The sequence below is a fragment of the Candidatus Hydrogenedens sp. genome (genome assembly GCA_035361075.1).
Lineage (GTDB): Bacteria > Hydrogenedentota > Hydrogenedentia > Hydrogenedentales > Hydrogenedentaceae > Hydrogenedens.
Map to the genome: position 1 here is coordinate 59655 of DAOSBX010000015.1, position 16219 is coordinate 75873.

At 34.2% G+C, this 16219-nt stretch carries 16 protein-coding genes and 1 pseudogene; 6 read left to right on the top strand and 11 right to left on the bottom strand.

Features of this window, described 5'->3' with window-relative positions:
• Position 1: 1 nt before the first annotated feature.
• Both valS and PLJ10_06475 read right to left on the bottom strand, forming a co-directional pair.
• A complete protein-coding gene (valS, locus tag PLJ10_06470) occupies positions 2-2620 on the bottom strand; it encodes a valine--tRNA ligase (GenBank protein ID HOK09290.1) in 2619 nt (872 codons plus the stop codon).
• 151 nt (positions 2621-2771) lie between these two features.
• The gene (locus tag PLJ10_06475) at positions 2772-3431 is read right to left on the bottom strand and encodes a site-2 protease family protein (GenBank protein HOK09291.1); all 660 of its coding nucleotides are present in this window, start codon (positions 3429-3431) and stop codon (positions 2772-2774) included.
• Positions 3432-3524: 93 nt separating this feature from the next.
• On the opposite strand from PLJ10_06475, the gene PLJ10_06480 reads away from it, so the two are divergent.
• The gene (locus PLJ10_06480) at positions 3525-5021 is read left to right on the top strand and encodes a hypothetical protein (protein HOK09292.1); all 1497 of its coding nucleotides are present in this window, start codon (positions 3525-3527) and stop codon (positions 5019-5021) included.
• Positions 5022-5070: 49 nt separating this feature from the next.
• Here the strand turns inward: PLJ10_06480 and PLJ10_06485 are convergent, their stop codons facing one another.
• The 7 genes and pseudogenes from PLJ10_06485 to PLJ10_06515 all read right to left on the bottom strand — a co-directional run bounded on the left by PLJ10_06485 (position 5071) and on the right by PLJ10_06515 (position 10271).
• Positions 5071-5619, bottom strand: coding sequence for an ATP-binding protein (locus PLJ10_06485; GenBank protein ID HOK09293.1), 549 nt, complete (start codon positions 5617-5619; stop codon positions 5071-5073).
• Positions 5607-6374, bottom strand: a complete 768-nt coding sequence (locus PLJ10_06490) for a PHP domain-containing protein (protein HOK09294.1) — start codon at positions 6372-6374, stop codon at positions 5607-5609. The genes PLJ10_06485 and PLJ10_06490 overlap by 13 nt, the downstream gene beginning before the upstream one ends.
• 4 nt (positions 6375-6378) lie before the next feature.
• On the bottom strand, positions 6379-6729 hold the full coding sequence (locus PLJ10_06495; protein HOK09295.1) for a serine kinase: 351 nt from the start codon (positions 6727-6729) through the stop codon (positions 6379-6381).
• Between the two features lie 26 nt (positions 6730-6755).
• Positions 6756-7925 carry a (Fe-S)-binding protein gene (locus PLJ10_06500; protein HOK09296.1) on the bottom strand — a complete coding sequence of 390 codons (1170 nt, stop codon included), beginning with the start codon at positions 7923-7925 and terminating at the stop codon, positions 6756-6758.
• Positions 7926-8336, bottom strand: a pseudogene (locus tag PLJ10_06505) (ATP-binding protein).
• Positions 8333-8677 (bottom strand): hypothetical protein, encoded by a 345-nt coding sequence (locus PLJ10_06510; protein ID HOK09297.1) that lies wholly within the window; start codon positions 8675-8677, stop codon positions 8333-8335. The pseudogene PLJ10_06505 and the gene PLJ10_06510 overlap by 4 nt, the downstream one beginning before the upstream one ends.
• A 70-nt stretch (positions 8678-8747) precedes the next feature.
• Positions 8748-10271 carry a metallophosphoesterase gene (locus tag PLJ10_06515; GenBank protein ID HOK09298.1) on the bottom strand — a complete coding sequence of 508 codons (1524 nt, stop codon included), beginning with the start codon at positions 10269-10271 and terminating at the stop codon, positions 8748-8750.
• A 125-nt stretch (positions 10272-10396) separates the two neighbouring features.
• On the opposite strand from PLJ10_06515, the gene PLJ10_06520 reads away from it, so the two are divergent.
• Positions 10397-11020, top strand: coding sequence for a hypothetical protein (locus PLJ10_06520; GenBank protein HOK09299.1), 624 nt, complete (start codon positions 10397-10399; stop codon positions 11018-11020).
• A gap of 5 nt (positions 11021-11025) precedes the next feature.
• Here the strand turns inward: PLJ10_06520 and PLJ10_06525 are convergent, their stop codons facing one another.
• Positions 11026-11451: an Hsp20/alpha crystallin family protein gene (locus PLJ10_06525; GenBank protein ID HOK09300.1), complete on the bottom strand. Its 426-nt coding sequence runs from the start codon at positions 11449-11451 to the stop codon at positions 11026-11028.
• A gap of 81 nt (positions 11452-11532) precedes the next feature.
• On the opposite strand from PLJ10_06525, the gene uvsE reads away from it, so the two are divergent.
• Positions 11533-12471 (top strand): UV DNA damage repair endonuclease UvsE, encoded by a 939-nt coding sequence (gene uvsE, locus PLJ10_06530; GenBank protein HOK09301.1) that lies wholly within the window; start codon positions 11533-11535, stop codon positions 12469-12471.
• Here uvsE and PLJ10_06535 read toward each other — a convergent pair.
• Positions 12463-13674 carry an aldo/keto reductase gene (locus PLJ10_06535; protein HOK09302.1) on the bottom strand — a complete coding sequence of 404 codons (1212 nt, stop codon included), beginning with the start codon at positions 13672-13674 and terminating at the stop codon, positions 12463-12465. The two genes, uvsE and PLJ10_06535, sit on opposite strands and share 9 nt — an antisense overlap.
• 80 nt (positions 13675-13754) lie before the next feature.
• Here PLJ10_06535 and PLJ10_06540 point away from each other — a divergent pair, with 80 nt between their 5' ends.
• The 3 genes from PLJ10_06540 to PLJ10_06550 form a co-directional block, all read left to right on the top strand.
• The gene (locus PLJ10_06540; GenBank protein ID HOK09303.1) at positions 13755-14162 is read left to right on the top strand and encodes a bacteriohemerythrin; all 408 of its coding nucleotides are present in this window, start codon (positions 13755-13757) and stop codon (positions 14160-14162) included.
• 127 nt (positions 14163-14289) lie between these two features.
• Positions 14290-15558, top strand: a complete 1269-nt coding sequence (locus PLJ10_06545) for an SLC13 family permease (GenBank protein HOK09304.1) — start codon at positions 14290-14292, stop codon at positions 15556-15558.
• Between the two features lie 47 nt (positions 15559-15605).
• Positions 15606-16219: exo-alpha-sialidase (locus tag PLJ10_06550; GenBank protein HOK09305.1), on the top strand; the 614-nt coding region annotated here is incomplete at its 3' end.

Genomic DNA, 16219 nt, shown 5'->3' on the forward strand with positions numbered 1-16219 from the left:
CTTAGATATGAACAAGAACTTCTATCTTCTCATTCCCTTCGATAATATTGCATTCATTTACATGAAGCATCGCAACAACATCTTTTAGTAATATTTGACATACTTTATTCATTGCTGATGGACACTTAACTTCTATCTTTGTAACAGGTGCCGCTAAACTTATATTCGCATCGGCTTTCGCTTTTCTAATAGGATTAATTAGAGAAATAAGAACCTCATATAATTCTGGATATGGAGTAGTAGGTACTCCATCAAATTCTTTCACAGATGGCCATGGACTTTTATGAATAGAACTTGCCATATCTTTATCATTCGAGTATTCCCAACTCCAGACCTCTTCAGTTATATAGGGCAAATATGGAGCAAACAAACGAATAACAGCACGATGTATAAGTCGCAACGCACTACATGCAGAAATTCGTTCATCGCTTAATTCTGCCTGATATACACGAGGCTTTATAATTTCCAAATAATTATCACAAAAAACACTCCAGAAAAATTCTTCTGTCAACATTAAGGCTTGAGCATAATCAAATTCTTCAAAACTGGTTGTTGCCCTTTGAATACACACTTTCAATTCATTTATAACAGCAATATCTATTGGGTTTTGGATAGATTCTTTCTTAAGCAACCCCCTATCCACATTTTGGAGTTGCATAATTGCAAATTTACTTGCATTAAATAATTTTGTGCATAATTTCCTACCCACCTTAAAAGCCTGTTCATCATAAGCAGTATCCACCCCCAATCGGGCTTTAGCTGACCAATACCGAACACTATCAGCTCCATGTTGTTCAATCAGTGGTTCAGGAGTTACTACATTCCCATGACTCTTTGACATTTTTTTACGGTCAGGGTCTAATATCCAACCACTCAAAACAACATTCTTCCATGGGATATCGCCATCATGAAGATATGCTTTTACGATTGTATAAAACGCCCATGTGCGAATAATATCATGGGCTTGTGGACGTATGTCCATTGGAAACAATTTTTTATGTCGTTCTGGATTTAAAAACCAATGCGTTGCTATCTGTGGTGTAAGCGAACTTGTTGCCCATGTATCTAAGACGTCTGGTTCTCCTGTAAAACCATTCCGCTTATCTCTTTGTTCTTCCGTATAACCAGAAGGGACATCTGACAATGGGTCAATTGGCAAATCTTTTATTTCAGGTATAATTGGCTTACTATATACTATTTCTCCATCTTCATTTATCGGATACCATACGGGAATAGGAACACCAAAAAATCTCTGCCTGCTCAAACACCAATCCTGATTTAATCCTTCGACCCAGTGTTCATACCGTTTGTACATATAATCAGGATGCCATTTTATTTTTTTACCTTGCTCAATAAGTGCCTCTTTTTTATCGATGATTCGGGTATACCACTGCCGTGTCGGAACAATTTCTAAAGGTCGGTCACCTTTTTCAAAGAAACGAACCGCATGGGTAATCTGCGTTTCGGGACGGTCAATTATACCCTCTATTTGATTCGCAATTTCTACAATAATCTTCTTGGCATTTCCCGTATATAGTCCTTGCATTCTGGAATAAACTTCATTGGCTTTTTGTGGATTCTTTGAAGGAACAATCAGATGCCCTGTATTCGAAGAAGTCTTCGTTTTTTCATCAATATCTACAAACTCAATATGCAACAAAGTTCCATTCCTCGCCACAATTTGTCGCAGAGGCAAATTAAATTGTTTCCACCACTCCACATCTGTCTGGTCACCAAAAGTACATACCATAACAACCCCCGTTCCCTTCTCTGGCTCCGCTTTTTCATCTGCCATAATAGGAACAGGAACATGAAACAATGGTGTTAAAATTGTTCTCCCTATGTATTTGTTATACCTCTCATCGTTTGGATGAACTAAAACCGCTACACACGCCGGAAGTAATTCCGGTCGTGTAGTTGCTATCACAAGATATTCATCACTATCAGGAAAAGGGAATCGAAAGTAGTAAAAAGCAGAAGCAACTTCCTTATCTACAAGTTCCGCTTGAGCAATAGCAGTTTGATAATCTACATCCCATAAAACAGGCCTTTCTTCCTGATATATCTCCCCTTTTTTATAAAGTTCAATAAAACTCGCCTGAGAAATTAAACGGCAATGTCGGTCAATCGTTGCGTATTCAAGGTCCCAGTCATAGCTCATTCCGAGTCGTGTCCATAAGTTCCGAAATGCCTTTTCATCTTCAACAATAACTTGGTCACACAACTCAATAAAATTTTTACGACTTACGGGTAGAGGTGGTGTTCCCTTTTTACCAGGGGATACTTTAAGGTTAGGGTCATAAGACATCGAAGGTTCGCAACGAACATTAAGGTAATTTTGCACTCGTCTTTCTGTTGGCAATCCATTATCATCCCACCCTATCGGGAAGAATATATTTTTACCTTTCATTCTTTGATACCGAACAATAAAATCTTGATGGGAATAACTAAACATATGCCCTACATGCAAAGAACCGCTCACAGTTGGGGGAGGCGTATCTACAACAAAAGTCTGTTCACGTGTTTTTGAAGGGTCCCAACAATATATCCCCGTCTCTTTCCATGTCTTTATCCAGTTTTCTTCAATTCTCTTTACATCATAATTTTTAGGTAAATCCATAATCCTAAACCTTCTTTTAAAAAAATCCTTAGTCTGTGTGCTTTATTTCCATTAATAATACTAATAAGGGAGATTTTCAAGGATTGATAAATAGTATACAATATTCAACATAAATTGGGAAAATTATTCAAAAATACGATGTTGAAATAAATCAAAAAATATTAAAACCTGTCAGCCCATAGGCAAGTAAAAATCCTGCGATATGTTGCAACGGTGGAGATATTATTCTTGAGCCCAACGTTATCGCTATAATTAATCCAAAGGGTCCCATTTGTTGTAAAAATCTTTGTCCTTCAGGGGGCAAAAAATAATTCAATACATGGTGTCCATCTAAAGGTGGTAATGGAATACAATTAAAAAGAAGTAAGACAAGATTTATCATTACTATAGAAATAGATACTAAACAGGCAGGAGATGTAAACATCTCTTCAGGAGTTGTAATACCGTTTATAATCACAGTTAATCTCAAAACAAACGTAAAAACCAAAGCCAACAAAAGATTCGCAGTAGGACCAGCCATTGCTACAAAAACCTGATGCACTCTTGGATTACGCAAATTACGAACATTAACAGGAACTGGCTTTGCCCAACCAAATAGAAATGGAAACTGGGTTATCATCATTAATAATGGCAAAATAAACGTCCCTAACGGGTCTGCATGTTTTATCGGATTTAAAGTCAGCCTTCCCAACATACGAGCAGTATGGTCGCCAAACCTATCCGCAGCCGCCGCATGTGCCGCTTCATGCGCCGAAAGGCAAAATAATAAACATATATACTGAACTAATATGTGTAATAATCTTTCAGCCACCTTGCTTCTCTCTTATGAATTTGAGTAAGTATACTTCATATAATAAGACATTTCAAAGTAGAATATTGTTTCTAAGAGTTGCACTTTATTTTTATGAACCAGTTATTATTAAAAATATATTTATATCTATTTTTCGGTATCACAAAAGATAACATATCAAATAAAAACCTCCTCTTCTTTCATAACGATTTTTTAAACTTACTATCTCAACCCAAACCATGTAAAATAAATACAGACTCCTTCCTACATAAGTTAGAGGAAAACTTAAATATAAAAATCACTATCGAAAACAAAATTTTAACAGAGCATTTATTCCTTGATAATCAAATTATTTATACCTGTTTATCACTATTCTTAAAACAAAATTCTATCAATAATAATGTCTCTTTTCTCTCATATCAAGAAAAGGAAGAAGTAGGTTTTCTTATTCCAACACTTACCGCTATTTATGGAGAAAATGCTTCAAATAAATATGTTCTCGTAAATTACTTTCTTCCTTTTCCAATTTCATTCTTGAATGACATTTGGACCTCCGCAACAAACGGAGGGAAAATTATCATAGAAGAAAATCACATCGTATTTAAACTTTCAGGTTTCAGAATTATACCTTCGTCATACAAAACCATAACGGATTTCTTAGAAATACAAGATAATATTGAACTATCAGAGGAAATAATTAAACGATTTATCTCAAAACACAATCAAAACAAGATACTTAATCTTCACACAGTTTTTACTAATCTTTGGGAAATACTTTCAACATTAACTCACAAATCTAATAACATCGAAATTAAAATTGACCCCAACATTCCTTTTCTTTGGGCTCCTGAATTAACCCTGATAAGCATTATCTCATGTCTCCTGTTCCCATTTATCATCTATAAAAACAGGGAGGTCGGATTGTTCTCTATAAACTATGAAAAAGTCTCGAGAGAATACAATATAGAGACTATCGTCAAAACTAAAAATCCTATCCATACTAATGATGAATTAAACCATATCATAAATAAGTTAGTTGAACAATTAAATGGAAACATAAGTATAAATATCGAATCTAAAAAAAATGAATATGTTTTTTCTATAAAAACGATTGTTCCAGACACCATTGGTATAATGTTAGACAAAGAGTTAGATGGCTGGGAACACCTCTCATCTGAAAGTATAGACCTATTACGAAGACTCTGTCTTCAATCACATATTCCTTATGAACATCCATTTGTTGTAGAAATAATCCGTCACGAAATAGAAACTTTTTTCTACAAAGTATTTTCAACTCCATTATTTCAAAACTTATCCCATGACATTATCGAAAAGCACAAAATAAATCCTGAAATAAAACCACTACTTGAACAAATAAAAAAGGGAAAAATTAAAAAAAATGCATTAGAACCTAAGGCGGTGGGGAATCTCTTAGAAATATTTTTAACCTGTTCGAATGGAGCGGTGCGAATTAAAAAATCATTGAAAATATCAGACATCACTTTCCAATATTTATATAACTTATCATCAGCCCTTAAACATTTTCCAAATTCGACAAATAATATTCTTAAGTCGCTTGCTATTGTTATTAAAAATGTTAACCTAACTTAAAAAATAAAAATTAGACAAGCCTTTACCCATATTTTAAGGTTCTTACATCTTAAATACCTAATTTCTTCACAACTTCATTTATTTCATAAGCAATTCTTTGGGAACATTCTAATTCATTATTTAATCTACACATATTCTTATATTCATTTGTGTCTATTAATAATAAATGTTGATTATCTTTAATGATGTGGATATTTATATTGACATTTGGGTTGGTTAAAAATATTCCAGATATCGTATTACCTAAATCCCCCATCGGAACTCTATCTATATGTGATATTTGAAAAGTTAATACTACCTTAGCACCTCCTAATTTTTCACTTTTACCTATTTCTATCTTCCCTCCTGATTGTTCCGCAGAATCCCTTGCCAAACTCAATCCCAATCCCACTATCTTTGATGATTTTGTTGTATAGAATGGGTCTAATATCTGTTCTGCCTCTATACTAAAACCTTTACCGTTATCTTCAACACACACCGAATACATATCCTCATTTTCATTAACATCGATAGTAATCCATATTTTATCTGCACCCGCATTAATAGAATTTTCTAACAAATCAAGTATATGTAGAGATATTTCTATCAATATTGGCATACCTCCATAATAGGTTTTCTTTTTATCGCTTCCTTTAGACCATTAAAGGTCAGACTGTCTATATAAAATCCAGTTTTTACAAATCCTATTTCCCCAACAGAATGCGAATCAGAAGATGTTATTAAAGGAATATGTTCTGGTACCTTATAAATCACATCTCTCACTTTAAACTCATTTTTATCTAAAACATTTTTAACAGATACAGGAGATATTTCTAAAACATCAAACAAATTTTCTGGTATAAAACCTAATTGACTTATTACAGAAAAAGAAGGCCTATCGATATGTCCCGCTATAACTAATGCATTGTATTTTTTAAGGGTAAGTACAGCCTCTTCAACCTCATAGTTAGTAGCGTAATAGAGTGCCTTCACCTCTTCATCTATCTTCTGCCCCATCATATCTATCACATTTTGAGACTCAAAAAACTCGGGCATATTATCTATATCTACTAACGAGTCCCGTATAACATTTCCAACTTCATCTGCAATACTCAAATCCTCAAATAACCCTAAGATATGCACTTCCTCCATTGTCGTTATCTCTATACCTGGAATAAATAGTATATCTGGATAATACTTCTTCCCATATTCATAAAAAGCATTTACATTCTTTGTGCTGTTATGATCACAAATTGCAAATATATGAATCCCCATCTTACTTAACTGTTTATATATTTTTTCAGGTATCATTTCACGGTCTGCACACGGAGATAATACAGAATGGATATGTAAATCTGCATAAATTAATGACAAAGGATTATCCTCTCAATCCTAATTGATATAATGTCCCAGCAACTTTAAACGCAGATTCAGAACTTGTAAACAACAATATCTTTTCTTGTTCCGCTTTCTCGATTACACTTTTCTCTGGCATACGATTCTGAATAAAAATAACTGCCGTTAACTCCGCATGAACCGCAACCGCAATTACGTTAATATGTGTTTGCAATGTAACCAGAACTGCACCTTTTGGAGCATTCGCTAAAACATCACTTAGCAAATCAGACACATAGGCATAATCAACTTCCCTTTCCATCACATCCTCTAAACCCACTGTCAGTAAACTTAATTCTAACTGTCTTGAAATATCTTTTATTTTTATACCCATAGTCTAATCATCCTTTCTTTTTATTACTATTCTTTTATTATATAAGGACAATGTTTTACATCAATATTATTCAGAACAATATCTTCGGCAAAATCCAAACATGTCGGGGCACCACAAATACCACAATCCCTTCCTGGAAGTATTCTATTCTTTTGTTCTATGTCTGTTAACTTTCTCATCGCTTTTTGTATATTTTCATCTAAACGAATCCCTCTTCTCGGTTTCAAACCTGTAACTCTAAATTGAACCTTCAATTCTCCTATACTCTCGCTACTTTGTTTTATTTCTTGCCACTTATTTTCAAAATACAGTCTTGTGGTCTCTGGTTCTTTTCCCCAAAAAGGTGCTCCATAACATCCCCCTCGACATGTATACAGTTCTACAATTTTAGGCATAAAAGGTAATTGCTTCTTTTCTAAACTCATTAAAAACATCCTTACAGATTCCAAACCTGTAATAACAACACTATCACTTTTACTTACATTATAATTTGACAATTCATACGATTCTTCATTAGGTAAAGCCCCAACTTCTAATTTACGAAAATAATTAAGTGCTTCAAATGGGTCAAGGATATTGACTTTTTTATTTAGATTCTCCTCTACTTTTAAGGCACATATCTGTGAAGGACAAGATGGTACCACCGTTATTTCTATATCATTTGTGAAGTTATCAATCGCTGATTGAATAGGCGTTAAGTATGGAGCAATATGTTTTACCAAGGAAGGATATTCCGTTTGTATCCAATAAACAACCGCAGGACATAGCGGTAAAATCACAGGTAATGCCACATTATTCTGTTCTGACAATACATATTCATGAACTTTATTTTTCAGCACTTCTTCCCAAAGCATCAATGGATATAAGTTAATTCCCTTTTCTTCCCTTAATAATCGTAAATAATCAGAAGTAATTTTATATTTCCCTAATGATGCAAACATCGGTAATGGAACTATAAAAACCTTCTTATTTCCTTCTTTAATACCCCTATTATCAATTTCCAATTTAAATACACCCGTCGGACATACGTGTATACATTGATTACAATTAATACAACGATTTGAAATAATATGGACTTTATCTTCCCATACTCGGATAGCACGTGTAGGACATACTTTTATACATTGCATACACTTTTTGCATTTCTCTGATTCTACACCCACAAAAGAATGTATATACTCATGTTCTATCGTCATTTTTAAATAGATAGAGATATTTAATACTGTCCCGTTACTACTACTATGGATTACAAATAAATCAGAATTCTTTTGAATATTAGGTAGCCCCATTCCTGCTCCAAAACCCATCTCTCTTGCTTCTTCTGGTGCAGTAGAATAACCCTCTTTTATTGCAAGTTCTATCCTCGGAATCCCAGGACCAGTATCCTTAACAATAATATCTATCCTGTTATCCTCCAGAAAGAACTGAATTTCTCCCCCATATGAATGGATAATTAAATTCATCTCTGCTTCATAAACAGCAATCATAACCCTTCTAATGATTTCTGAGGCTATCCCCAACTTGCTTAATACTTCTTTTATCTTGGACGACACCTGTCCCCCATTTATGTAATCACCTCTTTTTACCGAATACGAACCTGAAATCATTTCGGAGTGTTGTCCTTCTCAAATATTTTATATATAACACCACAGGTCTCGTACATTTCTAATGAAGAAACAAGGAGATAGGCTTTTATCTCTTGTGCACTTTCTACCAGTTCTAATACAGGTTCCGAATTTGTAATAAGACATATCGCAGGAACATCAAATATCTTGTATAATTGAACCAAAGAAATATGATTTAGATGGGTAATTAATAATGTTTTTTCATCAGCAAAATGAATTAAGTCGCTAATTCGGTCTCCTGCAAATACCTTACTTACATCCCTTTCTTCCCCTCTAACAATAATCTCTACATCTATTGATTTTATAATATCTTGTATATTCACTAATAGACACTCCAAAGTATATATCTATTCTATCAAAGATTTACTTTAGAGTGTATTTCTTATTTGAAAACTAATATTCTGAATCATCTCCATTTTTATCTTCTTTATCTTCACCATTAATTTTCATTAATCGAACATATTCACCTAAAGTAATCCCTTTACCTCTTATCTTTTCTATATATGTTGATACTGCATCGAAATAAGTAAAATCACATTTTTTAAGTCCTTCCTTTATTTCATCTATATTATTCCCTTCGTTTCTCTCCAATGAGCGTAATAACCGATTCTGAAACTCCATCTTTGCAAGAACTACTTTATAGTTTTTATCCGCTACCAAATCCGTTTTAACTGCAACCTTATCTGGTGGAAAAGACCTTTCATATTCCGCATTTATTCCAGCCCACTCAGTTCTACTCCAGCCATATTTAAGTAAATCAATCAAATATTGTTCTATCTGTCTCCCTGTTAGGTTTATTTCTACTAATTCTTTAGCACGACTTCCTGCTGTTAAATATACAGAATTGTAATCCAATTTTATAGGTGGCAATGTACTTCGGATAAGCAATCTCGGATGACAAAATGCAACATCAGCACCTGCTTTTTCCCTTAGTGCGTTTGCCGCAAGTACCCCAATTTGACTTGTATTAATAGACGTATCATTATCTATCAAAAATTGAGAGGCAATTGGACATATTTTCTTTTCTTCTGCAAATACCCAATTTAAAATATCTTCATCGGGTTTTATCGACTCATGTTTTAACTCGACCACCTGATTTTCATAGCCACTCACTTTTTGTGTTTCTGTGTCTACTATTAACTTCAATAGCCCTGTATACATAGCATACGAACCTGCTTGCACAATAATTGCATTTGTATCTTTACATACTCTCGCATCTTTTAATAATTCATGTGTATGACCAGAAATAAACACAGAAATCTCGGGTATCTCCTTTGACACTCCTGCACACACATTACTACCTAAATGACACAAAGCTACTACAAAACGACAACCTTGTTGTTTCAACTCATCAATCGCTTTTTTAATTTCAGGGACAGCATCCTTTGCTACTTTTCTTTCGTCTCCTCCTAATTTTACAACACCTATAAATCCTATGGATAAATTACCTACTTTTTTTATAACCCATGGCTGATAACAATGTTCTAAACCTTCTTTATAATTAGTCCCTACAAATTCTACGGACGGTGCCATCTTTCTTAACTCGCAAAGCCGTTCAATCCCTTTATCATAATCATGATTGCCAATAACCATTACATCATATTTCATTTTTTCAATTGCTTTATACATCATTTCACCATCAGTCAAATCAGCAACCATATCACCCTTATCTGTCAAATCACCAGCATCAACCAATAACACATTCGAATTTTCTGCCCTTACCTTATTTACGAATCCTGCAATATAGGGAATCCCGCCAACACCCATGTAACCAGGTCGTATGTGGTCATGAATATCATTCGTATAAACAATATTAATTTCAACATTCTCAGCAAATAAACCAACTGAAATAACAACAAATAAAATGATGTTCAACAAATAATTTAAGTAATAATTTTTCCTGTTTTTTGTCAACATAATCTACTCCTCTAATTGTTTTACAAATAACGATGCATATTTGACTATAATTATCACTTTCAGGTTTAATCATTTTAATAAAATATGCAAATAAATGGTGTTCGAATTATTTAAAAGGAAAAATGATGCAATATTTCATAAACAAACTGACTCTCACAATTATCCTAACTTCTTTTCTCGCGTCATGTTCCAATTCTATCGTTCAAGAAAATAAACTCAAAGGAGAGTTTAGAATATTAGAGGTTCAGCCCATCTCCGACCAAATAAACAACATTATTAAAAACGGTTCATTTACAGAATGGCTGTCAGGAACTCGTGTCCCTTCTGGCTTTCTACCCCCTTTTTCTCAATACTCTTATGTGAATAAAAAACCCAAAAAAGGAACGGGCTACGAAGTTGTTCAAAAATGGGTAAAAGCAGATGCGGGTACCGATGTAAGTAATATGTTTCGTATTTCTTTGTCCGATTTACAACCAAACAATTACATCTTCTCTGTAAATGCCACATTAATTAAAGGACCAAAAGTAATCATAGGTTTGTGGAAAGTAAGTGACCCTGGAAAAGCAGAGCCATTCATAGACCCTCTTATAGAAATTTCAGGTGAACTTAACAAACCCGTTCATATTGAAAAAGAGATTAAAATAGAACAGGCAGACACATATATCCTTTGCACCTATGCCCCTGAAGGAACACCTCAAATTGCTTGGTCCGATTGGATACTAACTATCGCAAGCACAGATAATAAGTGATTTTATTATTCGCCCGAGACCTCGATTCTCTTACCCACAGATACCGATTTCTTTGGCAACACAACCTTTAACAAACCCATTTGCAACTCCGCATTGACTTTATCTTCTTCTATCTCGTCTGTAAATTCAATAGCCTTTTCGAAACTTCCGTATAAACATTCACAAAATACTATTTTCTCTTCATCCTCGTCGATTTTCTTTGCCTTATTACCACGAACATTTAACTTGTTTTTGTCAATAGTCAATACAATGTCTTCCTTCTTTACTCCAGGCAATTCTACAAATACATGATAATTCTCATTTGTCTCATAGACATCAGCAAGGGGTTCCCATGGTTCTCCTTCGTTCAACCCCATATTCAGCCGACGCCAAACCTCCATCATCAGTTTGCGTGGCAAAACCCTCAATGTATCAAACGGTGATATAAACATGGCACATTCTCCATTTTAAGTTTTACTCATACTACTATTATTATATACCATCAAAAATAAAAAACATTTCATTTTTTGTCTATGATGAATATAAAAATCCGTTTTGGACTTTGTTGTATATTTAGAGAACAAAATATTAAATTTCGTACTGTAACTGCGAAGTTCATCCTTACTCTGCCTCGGAAAGAACAATTAAAAACTCTCTCTACAATATGCCTGCACAATTGTCACAGTTTATTAGAGGCTGTCAAATATTGTAATAATAATAGCATTAAAGCATTCCGTATTTTATCCCCGTTATTCCCTCGTTATACTCATCCTAAAATAGGTAATTATTTAGAACAACTACCCGATTCCGATAAAATCATCAAAATCCTATCAGCCGTTAAAGAATTTTCTCGAACAAATGATATCCGTCTCAGTTTTCATCCTGACCAATTTATAGTTATCAATTCACCCAATGAAATAATCCGAAACAAATCTATTGAGGAATTAGAATATCAAGGTATTTTGGCAGAACGTGTGGGTGCCGATGTAATTAATATCCATGCTGGTGGAAAATATGGTAATAAAAAAGAAAGTTTAGAACGATTTATAAAATCCACAGAATTGCTTTCCGACAAGACAAGAAAACGATTATGTATAGAAAATGATGATGTCAATTATACTGTCGAGGACTTACAACCCATTTCAAAAATAACACACCTTCCAATCGTATACGATGTTCATCATCACCGTTGTAATCCTGATAAACTTTCTGTAAAAGAAGCCACTGCAATATGCCTTAAAACATGGAAACGAATAAAAAAAGAGCCTTATTTTCATATCTCATCACCAAAAAATGGATGGAATAATGGAGACCCCAAACCTCATAGCGATTTTATCAACCTCTCTGATTTTCCTGAAGAATGGTTAAATATCGGACCCTTCACACTCGATATTGAGGCAAAAGCCAAAGAATTAGCCGTTCAAAAACTGGCCTCTGATATTTCTTTATACCTGAAAAACAAACTAACCTAATATCTTCCTTGCTGAATAAAACAGTCCAGGGATATCAATATGATAAGGACATTGTTCTTTTGCCATTATAAGCTGTTCCATTGATAATTTCTCAATATATTTCTCAATATCACGGTAGCAATATCGAGCCCAACGTTCATCACCATACCCCTTCGCATATAACAGACATCTCCACACATCTTGAACATATAAAGGTGTGTCCATTCCATTTTCACAATGATGGTTACAACCTGCACAATAAAGATGTTGCGTCTTCTCCGCAATATATCTCAGTTCTTGTTTCTCTAACTCTGTTAACTTCATCGGAGTTATCGCCGCATAAGCATTCTCATGAACATGTTGAATATTGCCCATTTGAGAGGCAATTCCAGCAATCCGTTCATCTTCCCATACCGCTTTTAATTTTGCTTGTATTGTTGTAAAATTCTTTGATGTCCAAGGTAGTAATTCTTCCCCATCATCTGGAATGCTACCTAATGTCTTTATTGCTACCAACCCTATCCCTGCTTCTTTACATGCATCTATCGCCCTATTTAAGTTATCCTTTCCCATCTCTCGAAAACTATACTTAAACATAATCACATCGATTCCACCTCCTAATTTACTTGCTTTCATCATTAACTCATGAGCATTACCATGATGCGCACTAAAACCAAAATAACGAATTTTACCCTCTTTCTTTAATTTATCTCCCATTTCGATAAACTCTTTGTCTAAAAATCGCTCATGTTTTACAATATGCATATAAAAAATATCTAAATAATCTGTCTCCAATTCCTGTAGCGACAAATTTATATTCTCAACAAACTTTTCAGGAGTAGCTTTATCTTCTGTTTGATGAACTTTTGAAGCAATTATTAACTTTTTCCTATCACCAATTTGTTTAATAAAAGGAGCTATTGTTTTATGGGACTGCCCTTCCGCATACATTTGAGCAGTATCTAAATGATTTACCCCTAACTCATAAGCACGGTGCAACCTACGGTCATATACTGGGTCTATATTTTGGCAACAACCCATAATAAGAATAGGAGTTTCAATGTCAGTCTTACCTAATTTTCGTGTTGGAACCTTTGTGCCAGGAGCAATCTCCCACTTCCTATTCTTACTTTCCCCTTCGTCTGCTGATACACGATACTGGCTCGCTAAATTTAACGCTGTTAATGTCTTTATCGTCTTATTTAAAAAATTCCTTCTATCCATCATTAATCATCCTTTTTAATTTTACTCATTAATCCTTTAAAATATAACCATATTTTAACATTATCTAAAAGGAATATAAAATGGCATACATTGATTGGAGCGACTCATTCAAAATCGACATAGTGCAAATAGATGCACAACATCAAAACTTAGTCAAAATATTAAATCAGTTATACGAATCCATACATTCTGGAAAAGATAAAGATATAATTCCAAAAACTCTTATGGAAATGATAAATTACAGCATCATCCATTTCAGAACAGAAGAAAAATTAATGATACAACATAAATATCCAGATTATGACAAACACAAAGAAAAACATGAATATTTTATTGAAGAAATAAAGAAATTTACATTTGAAATTCAAAAAGGAAATTTAGAAATCGCCAATACAATCGCTTCCTTCCTAAAAGATTGGCTTACTACACATATTCAAGAAACTGACAGTGCTTATGGTCCTTTCTTAAAAGGTAAAGGTGTAAAATAATATATTACCTTTAATATCAATAATTCTGTTTTTATTTAATAAACATAAACCAGTAAATTTTTTCCCTAATAAAAATGGTATAATTCTTTTCAAACGAACCATTAAAAATTAAATACACATTGCCATTATGATTGAACATAAATATATCGCATTTTTACTTTTCTGCCTAACATATCTACTTTTTTTTGTTTTACCTTCACGTAGAAGTATAACCGCCATTATTGTATCTTTAATTATTCTGCTCATAGGACTAATGACTCCTATAGAAATGTTTGAAGCCGTTAATTGGAATGTTATGGGCATTTTTATAGGTATGCTTTTTCTGGCAGACATCTTTATTGACAGTCGTTGTCCTGCCTTCTTAGCCACGTATCTCATTCACAAAAAAATGAGCACTCCTACTGCCCTCCTTATTATCTGCATTTTAACCTCTTTCATCTCTGCATTCGTAGAAAATGTGGCTACCGTTCTTATTATCGCTCCTATCTGTTTCGAATTAGCAAAACGACTAAAAATTGACCCACGTGAATTGATAATTGGTGTTGCCATTTCAAGTAATTTACAAGGAACTGCAACGTTAATTGGTGACTCACCCAGTATGTTATTAGCGGGGTATGCACATCTTGACTTCTTGGACTTCTTTTTTTACCATGGCAAACCTGGAATATTCTTTGCAATACAAATAGGTGCTATTACTTCATTAACATTTCTTTATTGGGTATTTAAAAAATATAAAAGTGAACAGGAAGTTAGTATCGAACCTATAAAATCGTGGGTACCTACGTTCTTCCTTTTATTATTGATTTTCCTGCTTGCCCTCGCATCCTTTTTTGAAGAGACTTTTTTCACATCCGCAGGATTTATCTGCATGGTAATAGCCATTATCGGAATAATCTGGGCTAAATGGACTAATCAAATATCATTAACACAAACCTTAAAAAATTTGGATTGGGACACCACCTTTTTTCTTATTGGTGTATTTATAATGGTTGGCACCTTAAATAAATTTGGTTGGACAAACGACATTGCGGAATGGATATACATATCTTTGGGAAGCAATAAAATCACAATGTATTTTACTCTTATTATTATATCCATTGTTTTATCCGGATTTATTGACAATGTCCCTTATCTTGCCGCAATGCTACCTATTACAACAATCCTTGCAGAAAAAGGAGGTTTCAATCCTACCTTACTTTATTTCGGCTTGCTTATCGGTGCCAGTCTCGGTGGAAATATAACCCCTATTGGAGCATCAGCAAATATTGTGGGAACAGGATTGCTTAAAAAGGAAGGCTACCCTGTATCTTTTATGCAATGGATAAAAATTTCTATTCCATTTACCCTTATTGCGGTTATCCCCGTATCTATATTTGTTTTATTTATATGGTTATAGGTAAGATTAAATTGAGCATTAATAAATTTCTATCAAGGAGTCTTGCTATGCCATTATTCTGTTTGCTTATCTCTTCATGCGTAGTCCTACATAACCCTCCTCTTATATCAACCGAAGATTTTATCTCAGCAGTTCAAAACGGGGGAGGAACTGTAAACTATATCTTTGAAGATGAACGACCCTTCAAAGAATGCCATGCCTCCACAATAGTCGAAACAGCGGAAGGGAATATCCTATCCGCATGGTTTGGAGGAACAAAAGAAAAAAATCCAGATGTGGCTATCTGGCTATCCCGATGGGATGGAAACAAATGGACTGCACCCAAAAAAATAGCCAAGGTTCGCGAAGAAGCACACTGGAATCCCGTCCTGTTTAAAGACCAGGATAATATAATTTACCTATTCTTTAAAGTTGGGAAAGATGTCCCAGGTTGGTCAACTTATTGGATGAAATCAAGTGATAATGGCAAAACATGGTCTGAACCTGTAGAACTGGTAGCAGGCGATATTGGCGGTAGAGGACCCGTTAAAAATAAACCCATTATCCTGCATGACGGAACATGGCTCGCTCCTGCTTCAACTGAAATCAAGGTGTGGCGTTGCTTTGCAGACAGAACCAATGATAAAGGTATGACATGGATACGAAGCAATGATTGGGATAT